This is a genomic window from Phreatobacter sp. (assembly GCF_027532945.1).
GTDB lineage: Bacteria > Pseudomonadota > Alphaproteobacteria > Rhizobiales > Phreatobacteraceae > Phreatobacter.
In genome coordinates this window covers 156844-173626 of the sequence record NZ_JAPZTZ010000004.1, presented here as the reverse complement: position 1 = coordinate 173626, position 16783 = coordinate 156844, and the positions used below count along the sequence as shown (strand labels likewise).

Here is a 16783-nt window from a genome sequence, read left to right as displayed (position 1 = left end):
ACAACCCGATACCCGTCATGTGGATTGTATGATGCGCTGCCTTCCCTTACGGAGCAGGATCATCAGAATACCGCCAAGTACAACCGCCAGAGGCACGTGACCAGCGCGGGAAAACACGGTGGGAGGCAGGGCGCGGGGCAGGTCCGAATCAAGCACGTCACGAGCGCCGAGCGGCAGCGAACGGAGGATCCGGCCATAAGGATCGATGACCGCGGAGACGCCGTTATTGGCGGCGCGCACCATGGGCAGTCCCTCCTCCAGCGCGCGAACAGCCGTCTGGTGCAGGTGCTGGTAGGGGCCGGGCGTCATCCCGAACCAGGCGTCGTTGGTGACGTTGATGAGCCATTGCGGCCGGCGGTCGGCCGCGGTGACCGCACCGGGGAAGACCACCTCGTAGCAGATCAGGATGCCCGCCGGCGGCGCGGCGGGAATGGGTAGGGTGCGGCGGCGGTCGCCTGCGGAGAAGCCGCCACGCTGCCGGGTCAGCGCTTCGAGCCCCATGGCCTCCAGCTGGTCCTGGAACGGCAGGTACTCGCCGAAGGGCACGAGGTGCACCTTGTCATAGGTCTGGCTGATCGTGCCCTCGTGATCGATCACATAGGCGGAGTTGAAGACCCGCGGCTCACGGCGACCGGGCAACGGCTCCTCGGGGCGGGCGGCGCCGGTGATGAGGGTGACGCCGGGAGGCACGAGGTCGGCGATCCTGGCCAGCGCCTCGCGGTCCCAGATGAGGAAGAAGGGGAAGGCCGATTCCGGCCAGATGACATGGGTGACATCGCGGATGCCTGAGCGCTCCGGTGAGGTCGGCTTGTCGGAGAGCTGGGCGTAGCGCGCGAGGATCTCGTCGCGCGCCTCCGGACGGAAGCGCTGGTCCTGGGGAATGTCGGGCTGGACGATGCGCAGCTTGACGCCCGGAACCGTGCCGGTCTCGGCGCCCGACAGGCGCCAGCCGCCGACCAGCGCCAGGCACATGAGCGAGAGCACGGCGCCAGCCGGGACAGCGAAGCGGCGGGTCGGTGACAGGTCCTCGTCGCCAAGGACCGCCGGGCTGGCGAAGAGGATGACGGTCAGCAGGGTGAGGCCGTAGACCCCGACATAGGCCGCCCCTTGAGCGAGCCAGGGATATTGGGTCAGTGCATAGCCGTAGAGGTTCCAGGGAAAGCCGGTGAGCACCGTGCCGCGCAGCAGTTCGGCGATGGTGAGGCCGAAGGCGAGCGCCAGGATGCGGCGGGCTCCCGGCCGCCACAGGAGCCGGGCGACGAGCGTACCGATGGCGGTGAAGAGCGCGAGGCCGGCCGGCAGCAACGTCACCGCCACAGGCAGCAGCCAGGCGAAGCGGTCTGCCTCGACGAGGAAGGCAGCGCCAATCCACCACAATCCCGCGAGGTGGTAGCCGAAGCCGAACCACCAGCCGGTGCGTGCCGCGGCAAACAGCGTGCGCCAGCCACCGCCGGCGGCAGCCGCCCCATCCACCAGCCAGACGAGGACCGGCAGGCTGATGGCGAGAACGGGAAAGGCGCCGAAGGGCGGCATGGCGAAGGCGGCGAGAGCGCCCGCGCCGAAGGCCAGGGCGGTGCGCCGCCATCCCCAGACGAGGATCACGGCCCGCGCGAGGGCGGCGGCCGTCACCGGGCAAGGCCCGGCGCCGGGCCGGCCGAATCGCGGAGCGCTGTCGTCATGGCCCCCGTGTCGGGCAGGCCCGCCCGCCGGTCAAGCGCCGGCCTCGGAGCCGGGTGGTTTGGCGGGCGCGGGGCGCTGGGACTGGGTAGCCGGCGACGGTAAGGCTTGCGGCGCGTCCGGCGGACCGCCGGCCGCAGCCGGCATATCCGTGGGCGCTGCCGCGGACCGTGCCGCCATGGCGGCGGCGGGGCCGGCTGCGGGCGCCGGATCGGAGGCGAGAGCCGCCGCGGCGGCCTGATCCTCCTCGTCGCGGCGACGGCCGCGCACCGGCGCCGGCCGGCTGATGAGGCCACGGCCGCGGGTGATCTTCACCCGCTTCACGCGGCGCGGATCGGCGTCGATGATCTCGAATTCGAGCTCGGCGGGGCCTGCGAGCAACTCGCCGCGAACCGGCACGTGGCCGGCAAGGACAGTGAGATAGCCGCCGAGCGTGTCGACCTCCTCGCTCACCTCGGCACCGGGGTCGAAATCGGGGCCCACCACCTCACGCACCTCCTCGAGGCGTGCCCGGGCATCGGCGACATAGGCGCCATCGGCGGTCTGGGCGACGGTCTTGCCGTCGTCGACGTCGTGCTCGTCCTCGATGTCGCCGACGATGCTCTCGACGATGTCCTCCATCGCGATGAGGCCGTCGGTGCCGCCATATTCGTCGATGACAAGGGCGAGCTGGATGCGCGTCGCCTGCATCCGCGCCAGGAGGTCGATGGCCGGCATGGAGGGGGGGACGAAGAGGATCGGGCGGATGAGGCGGGTCGCGGCCAGCGGCACCGACAAGTCGACCGCGCCGAGGTCGAGGCCGCCATTGACCTTCGGGGCGTCAACCTTGGCGGCGTCAGGCTTGCTGGCGGAAGCGTCGGGCGCCTCGGCGACCTTCGCCCGGGGACGACGCTTGCGGGTCGCCTTTTTCGCCTCGGCGAAAAGATGCTTCACCAGATCCTTGATGTGGACCATGCCCACGGGATCGTCGAGCGTGTCGTCGAAGACGATGAGGCGGGTGTGGCCGGCATCCTCGAAGGCCTGCATGAGGGCGGCCAGCGAGATGTCCTTCTGCACCGCCATGATGTCGGCGCGCGGCTGGGCGAGGTCGTTCACCCGGCTTTCGCGCAGATCGAGGATGTTGCGGAGCATGGACCGCTCCTCCGGCGTAAAGCCGGCGGCGGCGGGGGCATTGTCCTCGAGCACGTCCTCGAGGTTCTGGCGGGCGGAGGTGGACGAGCGCAACCGGAGCCGTCCGAGCAGCCGGTCGATCCAGCGCTCGTGACGGTCGGGCCCGCGTTCGGCTCTTGGGCCTTCCGGCGTCGCCTCGGTCGGCGATATGGGGGTCGTGGCGGCCTCTGCCGCGGTGGTTCGGTATCGACTGTCGCTAGGGTCGGGCATCGGTTCCATCGGGCGTCATGCGCCCGGCCGCGTGGGGATCCTTGATGCCGAGAGAGGCGAGGATGGCTGTCTCCAGCGCTTCCATCGCCACGGCCTCGGCTTCGGTCTCGTGATCATAGCCCAAAAGATGCAAGAGGCCATGGATCGTCAAGTGCGCGAGATGATCGGCGGGCGTGATGCCCTCCTCCTCGGCCTCGCGGAGCAGGGTTTCCCACGCAATGATGACATCGCCGAGCAGCGCGCCGTGGGGTGCGGGGAAGGACAGGACGTTGGTCGGCTTGTCCTTGGCGCGATAGTCGCGGTTGAGATTTCGCACCATCGCGTCGTCGGCGAGCGCCAGCGACAGTTCGGCGTCGGGCGGCAGCCGGATGTCGGCGCGCGCGGCCACGGCGGCGACCGCGCGACGCGCCACCGCCTCGGCCTCGGGGAGCCTGTCCCAGAGGTCGGAGAGAACCGCGATGTCCGTCTCGATCGGCGCGGCGTCTGCCTGCCCGAGGGTCATGATTCGCGCATGCGGCGCGGCTGGTGGGGCGCTGAATGGTCGCCCGACCGGGTCGCCGCCTCGTAGGCGCGCACGATCCGGCCGACGAGCTCGTGACGGACCACGTCGTCCTCGCTGAAATAGCTCTGGGCGATGCCCTCGACGCCATCGAGCAGATCGAGGGCCTCGGACAGGCCGGACTTCATGCCCGACGGCAGGTCGACCTGCGTCGGGTCGCCGGTGATGATCATGCGGGAGTTCTCGCCCAGACGGGTGAGGAACATCTTCATCTGCATGGAGGTGGTGTTCTGCGCCTCGTCGAGGATGACGACGGCATTGGTGAGGGTGCGGCCGCGCATGAAGGCCAGCGGCGCGATCTCGATCATGCCGGACTGCATGCCGCGCTCGACCCGCGGCGCATCCATCAGATCGTAGAGCGCGTCATAAATGGGCCGGAGATAGGGATCGACCTTCTCCTTCATGTCGCCGGGCAGGAAGCCGAGGCGCTCGCCGGCCTCGACCGCCGGGCGGGTGAGGATGAGGCGATCGACCATGCCCTTGTCGAGCAGCGCAACGGCCTGCGCCACCGCAAGCCAGGTCTTGCCGGTGCCGGCCGGGCCGATGCCGAACACCAGTTCGTGGCGCTTCAGCGCGCGGATATAGGCATCCTGCGCCGGGGTGCGGGCGCGCACCGTGCGCTTGCGCGTGACGATCTCCTCGTGGCCGAGGCGCGGCGCGCCGTCGGCCTCGAACAGGGAGCCCTGCGACGTCGTCATGCGGATGGCGCCGTCGACGTCGCCGAGATTGACGTCGTGGCCGCTCTTCAGCCGCGCATAGAGATTTTCGAGCACCACCTTGCCCTGCTCGCAAGGATCGGCGGAGCCGACGAGGTTGACGAGGTTGCCGCGGGCGGTGGCCCGGATGCCAAGGCGCTTTTCGATGAAGGCGAGGTTCTGGTCGTACTGGCCGAACAATCGGCTGGCGAGGCGGTTGTCATCGAAGGAGAGGGTGATCTCGGCCTCGGCCGCATCGTCATCGGTAGCAAGCCAGGGAATGTTGCGCCCGCTATTCGGCCCGAAGCCGCCCCCGCTGGGATTTTTCAACCGCGCCGTCCTTCGTTCACGTGGTTCCGTTCACTCTGCCGCATGCACTGACATCATATGGTCGTCCCCGACGAGAACGCCATCCAGCGAGTTTGTCTTCGTCGCCGTGATTCGCACAGGGACGATGCTGCCGACCAGAGACGACGGTCCGATGACCTGGACCGGCAGGAGATGGGGTGAGCGGCCGACGACCTGGCCGGGCTTGCGCCCCGGCTTCTCGAACAGGACATCCACGGTTCGGCCGACCAGGCTTTCCTGGAAATCCCGCTGCTGCCCGGCGACCAGCGCCTGCAATTCATGAAGCCGCGAGGTCTTGAGCGGTTCCGGCAGGTGGCCGTCCATCTCGGCGCCGGGCGTGCCGGGGCGGGCCGAATAGGCGAAGGTATAGGCCGAGGCGAAGCCGACGCGGCGGACGAGGTCCAGCGTGTCGGCGAAATCGGCATCGGTCTCGCCGGGGAAGCCGACGATGAAATCGGAGGTGAGCGCGATGTCCGGCTGGGCCTCGCGAATGCGATCAACGAGGCGGAAATACTCATCGCGCCCATGTTTGCGGTTCATGCGCTTCAGCACCGCGTCGGAGCCCGACTGCACCGGCAGGTGGAGATAGGGCATCAGCGCCGCAAGATCGCGGTGGGCGGCGATGAGATCCTCGCCGAGCTCGCGCGGATGGCTCGTCGTGTAGCGCAGGCGGGCAATGCCGGGCACCTCGGCGAGACGGTACAGCAGACGCGCAAGCGTCCACTCCTTGCCCTCGGGACCGACGCCGTGATAGGCGTTGACGTTCTGGCCGAGCAGGGTGATCTCCCGCACGCCGGCTGCGGCGAGTTTCTCCACCTCGGCGAGGACCTGGGCGACAGGCCGCGAGACCTCGGCGCCGCGGGTATAGGGCACCACGCAGAAGGTGCAGAACTTGTCGCAGCCCTCCTGCACCGTGACGAAGGCGGTGAGGCCGCGCGACCGGGTCGAGGCGGCTGTCGCCGTCGGCAGCTTGGTGAACTTGTCCTCGGCCGGGAACTCGGTGTCGACCACGCCCGGTTTCTGCGCGGCGCGCGCCACGAGGTCCGGCAGGCGGTGATAGCTCTGCGGGCCGACCACGAGGTCGACCACGCGGGCGCGGCGGACGATCTCCTCGCCCTCGGCCTGCGCGACGCAACCGGCAACGCCGACGAGAACGTCGCGCCCTGCGGCCTTCGCCTCCTCCTTGAGGACACGCATGCGCCCGAGCTCGGAATAGACCTTCTCGGCTGCCCGCTCGCGGATGTGGCAGGTGTTGAGCAGGATGAGGTCCGCTTCCTCCGGGGTCGCCACCTCACGATAGCCTTCCGCGCCCATGACATCGGCCATGCGCTGGCTGTCATAGACGTTCATCTGGCAGCCATAGGACTTAACGTAGACGGCCTTCGGCGCGGATTTGGGCGGAGACTGGCTCATACCTTGCATATAGCGGCTTCCGCGGGGAGCGTTAAGGGGGCCGGAACGGCGCCGACCACACGGAGCGGCTGCGCTATCGGACTTGTTTCAATCGTCACGGACGGCACTTGCCCTTACGATAATGGAAACAAAGAACTAACGCCGCGTGTATCGCTTTGCGGTACAACTGCCGCAGGGCCTGCGCGCCTGACGTGCAGCCAAATGCCCACAGCTACGATGGGGCGAAACATTTGGCATTTCAGGCACATTTTTTATCGGATAGGCGCGAGTTTCTTTTTTCGCCGATGCATTTTGTTAATTCCCGCGATGCTTTCATGCGGCCTTACCAAAGGTCATATGGACGCACCGCACCCATGAACCGCCTGCTCCGCAACATTCCCATCGCCCCGAAGGTCCTCATCGCAATGGGGCTCCTGCTCGCGACATTGCTCATCGTGGCGGCCACCGCCTTCTGGGGCTTCGGCGCCATCAACGATGCCCGGAAGGAGGTCGAGGCCTCCAGCACGCGTGTCGAACAGTCCGGTCGCGGCACCGCGAACCTGCTGTCCTATGCCCGGGCCGTCGAGTTCCTGCCCATCGAGATGCCGGTCGCCGAGCGCGAGGCTTTCGAGAAGGCGATGGTCGATGAAGCTGCCCGCTTTCGCCGCCGACTGGACCAGCTTGAGGCCGACGCACGCCAGCAGGCCGGGCGCGACGACGTCGCCCGCATGCGCCAGCTGCTGGCCCAGCACGAAGAGAAGGCCCGGCAGATCCAAAAGCTGTCGCGTGATGGAGCCTATGACGAGGCCGGCAAGATCGCCTTCGAAACGGCTGGGATCATCGCCTCGATCCGGCAGGTGATGCGCAGCCTCGAGGACCGGGCGATGAAGCGCCAGCAGGACGCAGTCGCCGCCTCCGATGTAGCCATGGCCCAGGCCACCTGGAGCATCGGGATTGTTCTTGGCGTCGGCATCGTCGCCAGCCTTGCCCTCGCCGGCATCATCCTGATCGGCTTCATCACCCGTCCGCTCAACGCCATGACGGCGGCGATGCTCAAGGTCGCCGATGGCGACGCCACCGTCGCCGTGCCTGCGCTCGGCCAGGCCGACGAGATCGGCAAGCTCGCGGGGGCCCTGGAGACCTTCAAGGCCAACCTCCTCGAGAGCCGCCGCCTCGCTGCCGAGCAGGAGGCCGAGCGCGCCGCCAAGGAGCGCCGCGCCAATGTGGTCGCGGCGGCCGTCTCCGATTTCGAGGCCTCGGTCAGCGAGGTCGTCGCCACCGTGAACTCCGCCTCCACGGAACTCGAGGCCGCTGCCGGTACGCTCACGGCCACGGCGGATCAGACCCAGCACAAGTCGGGCATGGTGGCCGCCGCCTCCGAACAGGCCTCCAGCAATGTCCAGGCTGTCGCTGCCGCCACCGACGAGATGACCTCGTCCGTCCACGAGATCGCCCGCCAGGTTCAGCACTCGACCCTCAAGGCGCGCGCCGCGGTGGTCGACGTCAAGGCGACGGATGCCAAGGTGACGGAACTCCTTGAAGCCGCCGGCCGGATCGGTGACGTGGTGAAGCTCATCACCGCCGTTGCCGAGCAAACCAATCTTCTCGCCCTCAACGCGACGATCGAGGCCGCCCGCGCCGGCGAGGCCGGCAAGGGCTTCGCGGTGGTCGCCTCCGAGGTGAAGCAGCTCGCCGGCCAGACCGCCAAGGCCACCGAGGCCATCGGTGCGCAGATCACGGCCATGCAGGCTGCGACCCGCGAGGCCGCTGCCTCGATCCAGGCGATCGGCACGACCATCTTCGAGGTGTCCGACGTCGCCGCCGCCATCGCCGCGGCGGTGGAGCAGCAGGGCGCCGCGACGCAGGAAATCGCGCGCAACGTCCAGCAGGCGGCAAAGGGAACGGTGGAGGTCGCCTCCTCCATCGTCGAGGTGAACCAGGGTGCCGTCGAGACCGGCTCTGCCTCCACGCAGGTTCTCTCGGCTGCGCAGGAACTGTCGCAGCAGGGCGACCGCCTCAAGTCGCAGGTGGACCGCTTCCTCGCCACGGTCCGCGCCGCGTGACGACACGGGGCGGGACGGCGTCACGTCGTCCCACCCCCCACTTCACGGCTTGACCTGACGCGCTGTTTGCCGACTTTTTTGCAGCGCGGTGGGAACCAGATCGCGACCTCCGCCGTAGTCAGCCTGACATGACCATCGGCGGAGATGTTCCATGCGGTATCTGTCCCTTTTCGCGGCGTCCGGCCTGATCCTCGCGGCGTCCGCGGCCGGCGCCAACACGATCGACGGCACCTGGATGCGCGGCGACGGCAATGCGCGCGTCCGCATCGCCCCCTGCGGCGACAAGGTCTGCGCCACCAATGTCTGGATCGGCGACCCCAGCAACGGCGAGGAGGTGGGCGACCGCCTCATCATGACGCTCGCGCCGGAGACCGGCGGGCGCCTCGCCGGCACGGCCTTCGACCCGAAGCGGCAGCGCAGCTACAACATCATCATCACCTCGAACGGCCAGCAGATGAGCACCAAGGGCTGCATCCTTGGTCGGCTGCTCTGCCGCGAGGTGACCTGGACGGCGGCCCGCTGAGAGCCGCAATCCGTCATCACTGAACGGAAACGCCCGGCTGCTTGCGCAACCGGGCGTCTTTCTTTGAACGAACCCGCCGCGCCGGGGCGCGGCGGGTGGATCATCACCGCGCGTCGGCGAAGATGTCCTTGTCCTTGTTCTCGGGCACGAAGATCGCGCCGATCACGACGGTCATCATGGCGATGACGATCGGGTACCAGAGGCCGTAATAGATGTCGCCGGTCTGCGCGATCATCGCGAAGGACGTGGCGGGCATCAGGCCGCCGAACCAGCCGTTGCCGATATGGTAGGGCAGCGACATGCCAGTGTAGCGGATGCGGGTCGGGAAGAGCTCGACCAGCGCCGCGGCGATCGGGCCGTACACCATGGTGACGAGCACCACGAGGTAGGTCAGCACGAGGACCAGCGGGAAGACCTGCGCATTGAACAGGTCGAAGAAGTGATTCATCTTCACCGTGGTCGGATTCGGCGCGCCGGGCGGCGGGTAGCCACCAGCGGCAAGGGCCGCATTCACCGCGCGGGTGAACTCGGCCGGCACCGTGCGAACCTGGTCACCCGTCAGCTTCGACATGTCGTAGGCCGAAACCTCGGTCGTGCCGACGCGGATCTTGGTGATCGCGCCCTTCGGGGCCTCCTCGACGGAGTAGTTCACCGAGGAGCGGGCGAGCAGCGACTTGGCGATGTCGCAGGACGAGGTGAAGCGCGCCGTACCGGTCGGATTGAACTGGAACGAGCACTGCTCCTTGTCGGCGATGACCGTGACCTTGGTCCGCTCATGCGCGGCATGGAGGGCGGGGTTCGCCGTCGCCGTGATGAACTTGAAGACCGGGAAATAGGTCACCGCAGCGAGCACGCAGCCGGCGAGGATGATCGGCTTGCGGCCGATCCTGTCCGACAGCGAACCGAAGATGATGAAGCCACCGGTGCCGAGGAGCAGCGACCAGGCAATGAGCACGTTCGCCGTGTACATGTCGACGCGAAGGATCGACTGCAGGAAGAACAGCGCATAGAACTGGCCGGTGTACCAGACGACCGCCTGGCCGGCGACGAGGCCGAGCAGGGCGATGACCGCGAACTTGGCGTTCTTCCACTGGCCGAAAGCCTCGGAGAGCGGCGCCTTCGAGCCGGTGCCTTCCGCCTTCATCTTCGAGAAGGCCGGGCTCTCCTCCATCTGCAGACGGATGTAGAGCGAGATGCCGAGCAGGAAGATCGACAGCAGGAAGGGAATGCGCCAGCCCCAGGCGGCGAAGGCGGCCTCGCCGGTCCAGGAGCGGACGGCAAGGATGACCATCAGCGACAGCAGCAGGCCGAGGGTCGCCGTGGTCTGGATCCACGAGGTGTAGAAGCCGCGGCGATGATTGGGCGCGTGCTCGGCGACATAGACGACGGCACCACCATACTCACCACCGAGGGCGAGGCCCTGGAGCATGCGCAGGATGATGAGGATGACCGGGGCGATCCAGCCGATCGTCTCGTAGCTCGGCAGGAGGCCGACCACGAAGGTCGAGATGCCCATGATCAGGATGGTCATGAGGAAGGTGTACTTGCGGCCCACCATGTCGCCGAGGCGGCCGAAGAACAGCGCACCGAAGGGGCGCACGAGGAAGCCGGCGGCGAAGGCCAGCAGCGCGAAGACGTTGCGGGTGGCTTCCGGGAAGGCGGAGAAGAACTGGGCGCCGATGATGGCGGCCAGGGAGCCGTAGAGATAGAAGTCGTACCATTCGAAGATGGTGCCGGCCGAGGAGGCCAGGATCACCTTCTTCTCTTCCCGCGTCATCGGACGCGTTCGTTCATCCACCGTCGGTGTCGCTGTTGTCATCGCAATTTCCCCACTAGGCGGGCGTTAGGCCCTGCGGGGAGACAGCTACCCTAAGCAGTATCCCCCACAACCCGGGCCCGTGTAGACTTTGGTAGGGAAAGCCGAGGCGACGCCATGGTGCGTTGCGGGAAGACATTGGAATCGTTCCGCCCCTTGCGCCGCGACCTGATGTCCGGGGCCTGCGTCCGAAAGCCGCAGGTGTGGCGATAGGCGCGATCTTAGCCGGCGACCGGAGCGGGCTGGACGACGGTCGCCCAGACACGACAACGCCCGACCGCGGGGCGGCCGGGCGTCGGAGAGTGAAAATGAGTCGTCGTTCAGCGCGGCGGGGTGCAGCGGCGCGGCGGCATGATGGCGTTGTTGCCGACCGGGCCGTCGAAGCCAGGGCCACCGAGACGCAGGAAGTCGCCGGTGCAGCCGAAGCGGCGCATGATGTCATAGCCGACGAAGACGCTGGCGACGCCGATGATGCCGATGGCGGACCACTTGGCGGCGGCGCTGGTGCCGACGACGATGACCTTCGGCTTGGCCTGGGCGGCCGGGGCAGCGGCGACGACGGCGGAGAGCGACAGGGCGAGCGCAACAGCGGCGCCCTTCAGGGTGATACGCATGGAACTTCCCCTCGATACGCGGAACAGGCTTCCGGGGCGCGCCCGTATGGCCATCGGTGGGACCACCGACGGTCCGTTCTTACCAAGGGGTTAAGCCCGCGTCACAGCGCGGGACGGGAATATCTGACGTAACGTTAATGTCGGACGTCTCAGCCTGGATCGAGCGGCGTGGTGCCGGAGGGCGAGCCATCGGCGGCGAGCGTGATCTTCTGCACCCGCGCCTCGGCGTCGCGCAGCAGGGCCTCGCAGCGCTTCTTCAGCGCCTCACCGCGCTCGTAGATGGCGATGGACTCCTCGAGCGCGACATCACCACGCTCGAGCCGCGTCACGATGGCCTCAAGCTCACCCAGCGCCTTCTCGAAGGAGAGGCCGGCGACGTCGGCATGGGTTGCGGCGCTGGTGTCGCTCATGGCGGAACTCTCGGATGAGGGAATCGGTCGGTCAGCCGCGCATCAATGCCATGACATGGGCGCTGACGGAACGGCCGAGGCCTTCGAGGTCATAGCCGCCCTCCAGCAGCGAGACGACACGGCCGCCGCAGGATTCGTCGGCCACCTCCATCATCCGCTTGGTGGCCCAGGCGAAATCCGCCTCGTTGAGGTTGATGTTGGCGAGCGGGTCGCGCTCGTGGGCGTCAAAGCCGGCGGAGATGATGACGAGGTCCGGCCGGAAGGCGCGCATCCGCGGCAGGATCACCGTGTCCATCGCCTCGCGGAATTCGTCACCACCATCTCCGGCACGCAGCGGCGCATTGACGATCTGGTTGTGGGCGCCGGTCTCGTTGAGGGCACCGGTGCCGGGATAAAGTGGCATCTCGTGGGTCGACAGGTACATGACGGAGGCGTCGGACCAGAAGACGTCCTGGGTGCCGTTGCCGTGGTGGACGTCGAAATCCATGATCGCCACCCGCTCGGCGCCGTACTTGGCCTGGGCGTGGCGTGCGGCGATCGCGGCATTGTTGAACAGGCAGAAGCCCATGGCGGTGGCCATCTCGGCATGGTGGCCGGGCGGGCGCGTCGCGACGAAGGCGTTGCTGACCTTGGATGTCATCACCTCGTCCACCGCGAAAATGCCACCGCCGGCCGAGCGCAGGGCGGCCTCGAAGGAGCCGGGCGACAGCGTCGTGTCGCCGTCGACATGGACGAGCCCGACAAAGGGGGTGGCGTTCCGCAGCTTGTCGACGAATTCCGGCGGATGAACGCGGATGATGGCCTCGACCGGGGCCTCGGGGGCCTCGTCGCGGGCGAGATCCGCGAAGCGTTCATGCTCCAGCACGTGGGTGATCATCCGCAGGCGGTCTGCACGCTCGGGATGGCCGAAGGGCGTCTGGTGCTCGAGGCACTTGGCGTGGGAGATGACGAGTGTGGTCACAGCGGCCGGCCCCTCGATGCACTGGCGGGAAGCCGGCCCGCCTCGGAGCCGCTCCATGGGCGATGATGGAACCACGGCGCGGCCCGTGCAACCAATTGCGCCCACGCAATCGTGATGGGAGGCGCCGCGTCGCGGCGCGAACCGTTGTGGATCATGCGTTTCCCCCTGGGTCACCTTGTGTCAGGCTGATGACGTTCGGCCCATTGCTCGGGGTTTTTCATGATCCGTGCATTGATCCTTGTCGTGTCGCTGCTCGGTGCGGTGGCCGGTCCCGCCGTCGCGCAAAACCGCGCGGCGGTGACGGAAGTCGACGTCCAGATCGTTCTGGCGGTCGATATTTCCTATTCGATGGACCCGGAGGAGCAGCGGCTCCAGCGTGAGGGCTACATCAAGGCCATCACCTCGCAGGAGGTGATCGACGCCATCCGCAAAGGACTGATCGGCAAGATCGCCGTGGCCTATCTGGAATGGGCAGGCCACCAGGAGCGGCAGGTCGTCATCGACTGGCGCATCATCGACGGGCCGGAGACCGCCCGCGCCTTTGCCGCCGAGCTGGAGAGCAAGCCGTACCGGCGGGCGTTTCGCACCTCGATCTCCGGCGGCATCGAGGCGAGCGTCGCGCTGATCGAGAAATCCGGCATCCGCGCCATGCGGCGGGTCATCGACGTCTCCGGGGACGGCTCCAACAACAGCGGGCACCATGTGGAGATCGCGCGCGATGACGCTCTTGGGAAGGGGATCGTGATCAACGGATTGCCGATCCTCATGCCGCGCGCCAACCAGCGCTTCGTCGATATCCCCAACCTCGACACCTATTATCAGGATTGCGTGGTCGGCGGGCCCGGCTCGTTCATGATCCCGATCACCACGCCCGAGGAATTCGTCACCGCGACGCGGCGCAAGCTGATCCTCGAGGTCGCCGGCATCACCCCGGTCTGGCCGCTGCCCGACATGCCCGGCATCGTCCCGACCCAGAACCAGAAAGCCGATTGCCTCGCCGGCGAGCGGCTATGGCGGGAGCGCTGGGAGCGCAACTGACCGGCGATCAGGCCGGGCGCGGCACGATCCGGACGTTGGTGCCCCAGGGATCGGCGGTCTCGATCCCGCCCGGCACCGAAACGAGGTTTGCACCGCCTGCGGTGAGCTTGTCGCGCCGCGCCTCCACCAGGTCGGCACTCGCCGCCTCCAGCGAGAACCAGCCGAGGCCGGTGGCCTCCCGATCGCGGAGGCCGGCGCCGCGGCTCTGCCAGATGTTCAGGCCGAGATGGTGATGGTAGCGCCCTGCCGACATGAAAGCCGCGCCCGGCCGCTGGCGGGTCATGTCGAGGCCGACGAGCCCGCCATAGAAGGCAGCGGCGCGGTCAGTGTCGCCGACCTTCAAATGGACATGACCGATGCGCAGGCCTGATGGCGCTGCGGCATAATCGGGGACGCGGACATTAGTGAGCGAGACGAGGTCGTCGATGTCGAGATGCTCGGTGGTCATGGTGACGGCGGCGCCGTCCCAGCGCCAGCGCTCCGGCGGGCGGTCCGCATAGACCTCGATGCCATTGCCCTCGGGATCGTCGAGATAGACCGCCTCGCTGACGTGATGGTCGGCGAAGCCGGTGAGCCGCACGCGGTTCGAGGCCACATGGACCAGCCAGCGGGCGAGGTCCTTGCGCGTCGGCATGAGGAAGGCCGTGTGATAGAGGCCGGCTGACCCCCGCGCCTCGAAGGGGGCGGCGGGACGATGGACGAGGTGCAGGAGAGCCGTGCCGTCGACGCCGAGCGTCGCGCCGTCGGCCCTGCGCTCCAGCACCGCGAGCCCGATGGCATCGCGGTAGAAGGCGGCGACACGCTCGAGGTCGCGCACCACCAGGCTCACCGCGCCAATGCGCAGCGGCGTCGCATGGGCGGCAAGGACCGGCGCCGTGCCGGCGGGCGGAGCACCCTCGGCGCGGAGCGCGGCAGCGGTGGCGGCCACAAGGCTTCCCGCCCCGGTGAGTTCGATAATGCGACGGCGTGTGATGGCATTGGTCATGGCAGGCCCCCCTGTTGGCCGTCTGATGCCATGGCCGTTGTTGTCTGGGTGTTCACGTCCTTGCACTGCACCATCACATTCGGGAGAGCCACGACAGGGGCCGGCCCCTCATCCGCCGACCTGTCCCGCGTGCCGTCCTCTTGCATCCCCCGGCACTTCGGGCTCATCTGCGCGCCGTTTCCCTTTGGAGGATGACATGGATTTCGGCCTGTCCGACAAGAAAGCCCTCGTTCTGGCCTCGAGCCGCGGTCTCGGCCTCGGCATTGCCGAAGCGCTCGCCGCCGAAGGCGTCACCGTCATGCTGGTCGGCCGCACCGCCGACCGCATCAAGGCCAATGCCGAGGCGATCACCGCGCGCGGCAAGGGCAAGGCCTATGGCATGGCCGCCGATCTCGGCGCCGATGGTGCCGTGGAGGAGATCGTGGCGCTCGCCGAGAAGACGCTGGGGCGCATCGATATCCTGGTGAACAACACCGGCGGCCCGCCCGCCAAGCCCGCCGTCGAGGTGGCCGGCGACGAATGGGCCAAGTACTTCAAGACCATGGTGGAGCCGGTCTTCCAGATCACCGCCAAGGTCCTGCCGGGCATGCGCGCCCGCAAATGGGGCCGCATCATCACGGTCGCCTCCTCCGGCGTCGAGAACCCGATCCCGAACCTCGCCCTGTCGAACGCCCTGCGCTCGACCATTGTCGGCTGGTCGAAGACCCTGTCGACCGAGGTCGCCAAGGACAATGTCACCGTCAACATGATCCTGCCGGGCCGCATCGCCACCGACCGCATCCGCGAGCTCGACGAGGCCAATGCCAAGCGCTCCGGCAAGTCGATGGACGACATCCAGGCCGCCTCGATCGCGACGATTCCGGCCGGTCGGCTCGGCACGGCGGCGGAATTCGGCGCGACCGCCGCGTTCCTCTGCTCGGAGCAGGCCGGCTACATCACCGGCTCGAAGATCCGCGTCGACGGCGGCGCGACGAAGAACGTCTGAGGGTGGGAGCGAGGCCGTCTCAAGCGGACGGCCCTGACGGTGCCACGACAAGACCTTCACCTCTCCCCAGCGGGGAGAGGTGGGACGTGCCCGACATGACGGGCAAATCATCCGGGCACGTGTGCCGTTTCTCCGGCCTCCTCCCTCACACCTCCTTGCGTCCCCGCAATCCCGTCGCGCCGGATTGCCGGTCGCCCCGACGCCCCGCCTCCGCTAGCCTTTCCGACATCGACGCCCTACGCCAAGGAGCCCCGCGATGTCCTTCGCCCCGACGCCTGACCCGACCCCGGGCGACAAGCTCGCCTGCGACGCGATCGACATGGTCATCGTGCCGCGCACCCACGATCTCGGCGGCTTCACCGTCCGCCGCGCCCTGCCCTTCGCCAAGCGGCGGATGGTCGGCCCCTTCATCTTCTTCGACGAGATGGGACCGGCCGAGTTCAAGGATGGCGGCGGTATCGACGTGCGGCCGCACCCCCATATCGGCCTGTCCACTGTCACCTATCTCTTCGAGGGCGAGATCCAGCACCGCGACTCGCTCGGCACCTATGTGCCGGTGCGGCCGGGCGAGGTGAACCTGATGACCGCCGGCCGCGGCATCGTCCATTCCGAGCGCACCGATCCGGCGCTCAAAGCCTCCGGCCACAAGCTGCACGGCATCCAGAGCTGGGTCGCGCTGCCGAAGACCCACGAGGAGACCGCTCCGGGCTTCGAGCATGTGGAGGAGCGCGACCTCCCGGTCATCACCGGTGAGGGCAAGACCATCCGCGTCGTCATGGGCACGCTCTACGGCAAGACCTCGCCGGTCACCCAGAACTGGGAGACCATCTACGGCGACATCGTGCTGGAGGCCGGCGCGAAACTGCCCGTCGATGCCGACACCGAGGAGCGCTGCCTCTATGTCGTCTCCGGCGAGATCGACGTGCAGGGCGACCTGTTCCAGCCCGGACAGCTGCTGGTGCTGCGCCCCGGCGACCGCATCACCCTCTCGGCGACGCGGCCGGCGCGGCTGATCCTGTGCGGCGGCGCGACCATGGACGGGCCGCGCCTCATCTGGTGGAACTTCGTGTCCTCCTCCAAGGAGCGCCTGGAACAGGCCAAGGAGGACTGGAAGCAGAAGCGCTTCGACACGGTTCCCGGCGACGAGGAGGAGTTCATTCCGCTTCCGGAATGAACCGCAAGCCCGCAGGGCCGTCACGCCCCCGTCGCATTGCGCCGGGCGGCGGCGTGGTGTAACCCCTCCGGCCAGCGTGAGCACGCTCAGGCGTGGCGCCCGGCGGGTCCGGCACGGCCTACCCTGCGTAGGAAGTCCTGAAGACCGCCCCTGACGTCCTTGG

General features: G+C 68.0%; 15 protein-coding genes. 5 read left to right on the top strand and 10 right to left on the bottom strand.

The genetic code is table 11. The features are described from left to right. Positions 1-15: 15 nt before the first annotated feature. The 5 genes from lnt to miaB form a co-directional block, all read right to left on the bottom strand. Entirely contained in the window at positions 16-1629 is a 1614-nt protein-coding gene (gene lnt, locus O9344_RS03535; RefSeq protein ID WP_298472844.1) for an apolipoprotein N-acyltransferase, read from the bottom strand. A gap of 81 nt (positions 1630-1710) precedes the next feature. Next, the gene (locus O9344_RS03530) at positions 1711-3057 is read right to left on the bottom strand and encodes a hemolysin family protein (protein WP_298472841.1); all 1347 of its coding nucleotides are present in this window, start codon (positions 3055-3057) and stop codon (positions 1711-1713) included. After that, a complete protein-coding gene (gene ybeY / locus O9344_RS03525; RefSeq protein ID WP_298472839.1) occupies positions 3044-3559 on the bottom strand; it encodes an rRNA maturation RNase YbeY in 516 nt (171 codons plus the stop codon). Before ybeY ends, O9344_RS03530 begins: the two co-directional genes overlap by 14 nt. Beyond that, positions 3556-4593, bottom strand: coding sequence for a PhoH family protein (locus tag O9344_RS03520; RefSeq protein ID WP_298473273.1), 1038 nt, complete (start codon positions 4591-4593; stop codon positions 3556-3558). The genes ybeY and O9344_RS03520 overlap by 4 nt, the downstream gene beginning before the upstream one ends. Before the next feature lie 78 nt (positions 4594-4671). After that, positions 4672-6072, bottom strand: coding sequence for a tRNA (N6-isopentenyl adenosine(37)-C2)-methylthiotransferase MiaB (miaB, locus tag O9344_RS03515; RefSeq protein ID WP_298472836.1), 1401 nt, complete (start codon positions 6070-6072; stop codon positions 4672-4674). Positions 6073-6425: 353 nt separating this feature from the next. On the opposite strand from miaB, the gene O9344_RS03510 reads away from it, so the two are divergent. Both O9344_RS03510 and O9344_RS03505 read left to right on the top strand, forming a co-directional pair. Further along, on the top strand, positions 6426-8114 hold the full coding sequence (locus O9344_RS03510; protein ID WP_298472833.1) for a HAMP domain-containing methyl-accepting chemotaxis protein: 1689 nt from the start codon (positions 6426-6428) through the stop codon (positions 8112-8114). A gap of 151 nt (positions 8115-8265) precedes the next feature. Then, complete coding sequence (locus tag O9344_RS03505) at positions 8266-8637, top strand: DUF2147 domain-containing protein (RefSeq protein ID WP_298472830.1); 372 nt, start codon at positions 8266-8268, stop codon at positions 8635-8637. Between the two features lie 103 nt (positions 8638-8740). Here O9344_RS03505 and O9344_RS03500 read toward each other — a convergent pair whose 3' ends face one another. The 4 genes from O9344_RS03500 to O9344_RS03485 form a co-directional block, all read right to left on the bottom strand. Further along, entirely contained in the window at positions 8741-10414 is a 1674-nt protein-coding gene (locus O9344_RS03500; protein ID WP_298472827.1) for an MFS transporter, read from the bottom strand. 359 nt (positions 10415-10773) lie between these two features. After that, positions 10774-11067, bottom strand: coding sequence for a hypothetical protein (locus O9344_RS03495; RefSeq protein WP_298472824.1), 294 nt, complete (start codon positions 11065-11067; stop codon positions 10774-10776). Between the two features lie 149 nt (positions 11068-11216). After that, entirely contained in the window at positions 11217-11477 is a 261-nt protein-coding gene (locus O9344_RS03490) for an exodeoxyribonuclease VII small subunit (RefSeq protein WP_298472821.1), read from the bottom strand. Positions 11478-11508: 31 nt separating this feature from the next. After that, the gene (locus O9344_RS03485; protein WP_298472819.1) at positions 11509-12438 is read right to left on the bottom strand and encodes a histone deacetylase family protein; all 930 of its coding nucleotides are present in this window, start codon (positions 12436-12438) and stop codon (positions 11509-11511) included. Positions 12439-12657: 219 nt separating this feature from the next. On the opposite strand from O9344_RS03485, the gene O9344_RS03480 reads away from it, so the two are divergent. Beyond that, positions 12658-13476, top strand: coding sequence for a DUF1194 domain-containing protein (locus tag O9344_RS03480; RefSeq protein WP_298472817.1), 819 nt, complete (start codon positions 12658-12660; stop codon positions 13474-13476). Between the two features lie 7 nt (positions 13477-13483). Here O9344_RS03480 and O9344_RS03475 read toward each other — a convergent pair whose 3' ends face one another. Beyond that, positions 13484-14461, bottom strand: coding sequence for a VOC family protein (locus O9344_RS03475; protein ID WP_298472815.1), 978 nt, complete (start codon positions 14459-14461; stop codon positions 13484-13486). 196 nt (positions 14462-14657) lie between these two features. On the opposite strand from O9344_RS03475, the gene O9344_RS03470 reads away from it, so the two are divergent. Together O9344_RS03470 and O9344_RS03465 are read left to right on the top strand one after the other, a co-directional pair. Beyond that, the gene (locus tag O9344_RS03470) at positions 14658-15446 is read left to right on the top strand and encodes an SDR family oxidoreductase (RefSeq protein ID WP_298472813.1); all 789 of its coding nucleotides are present in this window, start codon (positions 14658-14660) and stop codon (positions 15444-15446) included. Between the two features lie 256 nt (positions 15447-15702). Then, positions 15703-16620, top strand: a complete 918-nt coding sequence (locus O9344_RS03465) for a pirin family protein (RefSeq protein ID WP_298472811.1) — start codon at positions 15703-15705, stop codon at positions 16618-16620. Positions 16621-16783: the final 163 nt, after the last annotated feature.

Bases quoted from the DNA above. Each gene is read 5' to 3' on its own strand.
- O9344_RS03530 (WP_298472841.1), bottom strand. From the start codon at position 3,057: ATGCCCGACCCTAGCGACAGTCGATACCGAACCACCGCGGCAGAGGCC.
- ybeY (WP_298472839.1), bottom strand. From the start codon at position 3,559: ATGACCCTCGGGCAGGCAGACGCCGCGCCGATCGAGACGGACATCGCG.
- miaB (WP_298472836.1), bottom strand. From the start codon at position 6,072: ATGAGCCAGTCTCCGCCCAAATCCGCGCCGAAGGCCGTCTACGTTAAG.
- O9344_RS03510 (WP_298472833.1), top strand. From the start codon at position 6,426: ATGAACCGCCTGCTCCGCAACATTCCCATCGCCCCGAAGGTCCTCATC.
- O9344_RS03505 (WP_298472830.1), top strand. From the start codon at position 8,266: ATGCGGTATCTGTCCCTTTTCGCGGCGTCCGGCCTGATCCTCGCGGCG.
- O9344_RS03500 (WP_298472827.1), bottom strand. From the start codon at position 10,414: ATGACGCGGGAAGAGAAGAAGGTGATCCTGGCCTCCTCGGCCGGCACC.
- O9344_RS03495 (WP_298472824.1), bottom strand. From the start codon at position 11,067: ATGCGTATCACCCTGAAGGGCGCCGCTGTTGCGCTCGCCCTGTCGCTC.
- O9344_RS03490 (WP_298472821.1), bottom strand. From the start codon at position 11,477: ATGAGCGACACCAGCGCCGCAACCCATGCCGACGTCGCCGGCCTCTCC.
- O9344_RS03480 (WP_298472817.1), top strand. From the start codon at position 12,658: ATGATCCGTGCATTGATCCTTGTCGTGTCGCTGCTCGGTGCGGTGGCC.
- O9344_RS03475 (WP_298472815.1), bottom strand. From the start codon at position 14,461: ATGACCAATGCCATCACACGCCGTCGCATTATCGAACTCACCGGGGCG.
- O9344_RS03470 (WP_298472813.1), top strand. From the start codon at position 14,658: ATGGATTTCGGCCTGTCCGACAAGAAAGCCCTCGTTCTGGCCTCGAGC.
- O9344_RS03465 (WP_298472811.1), top strand. From the start codon at position 15,703: ATGTCCTTCGCCCCGACGCCTGACCCGACCCCGGGCGACAAGCTCGCC.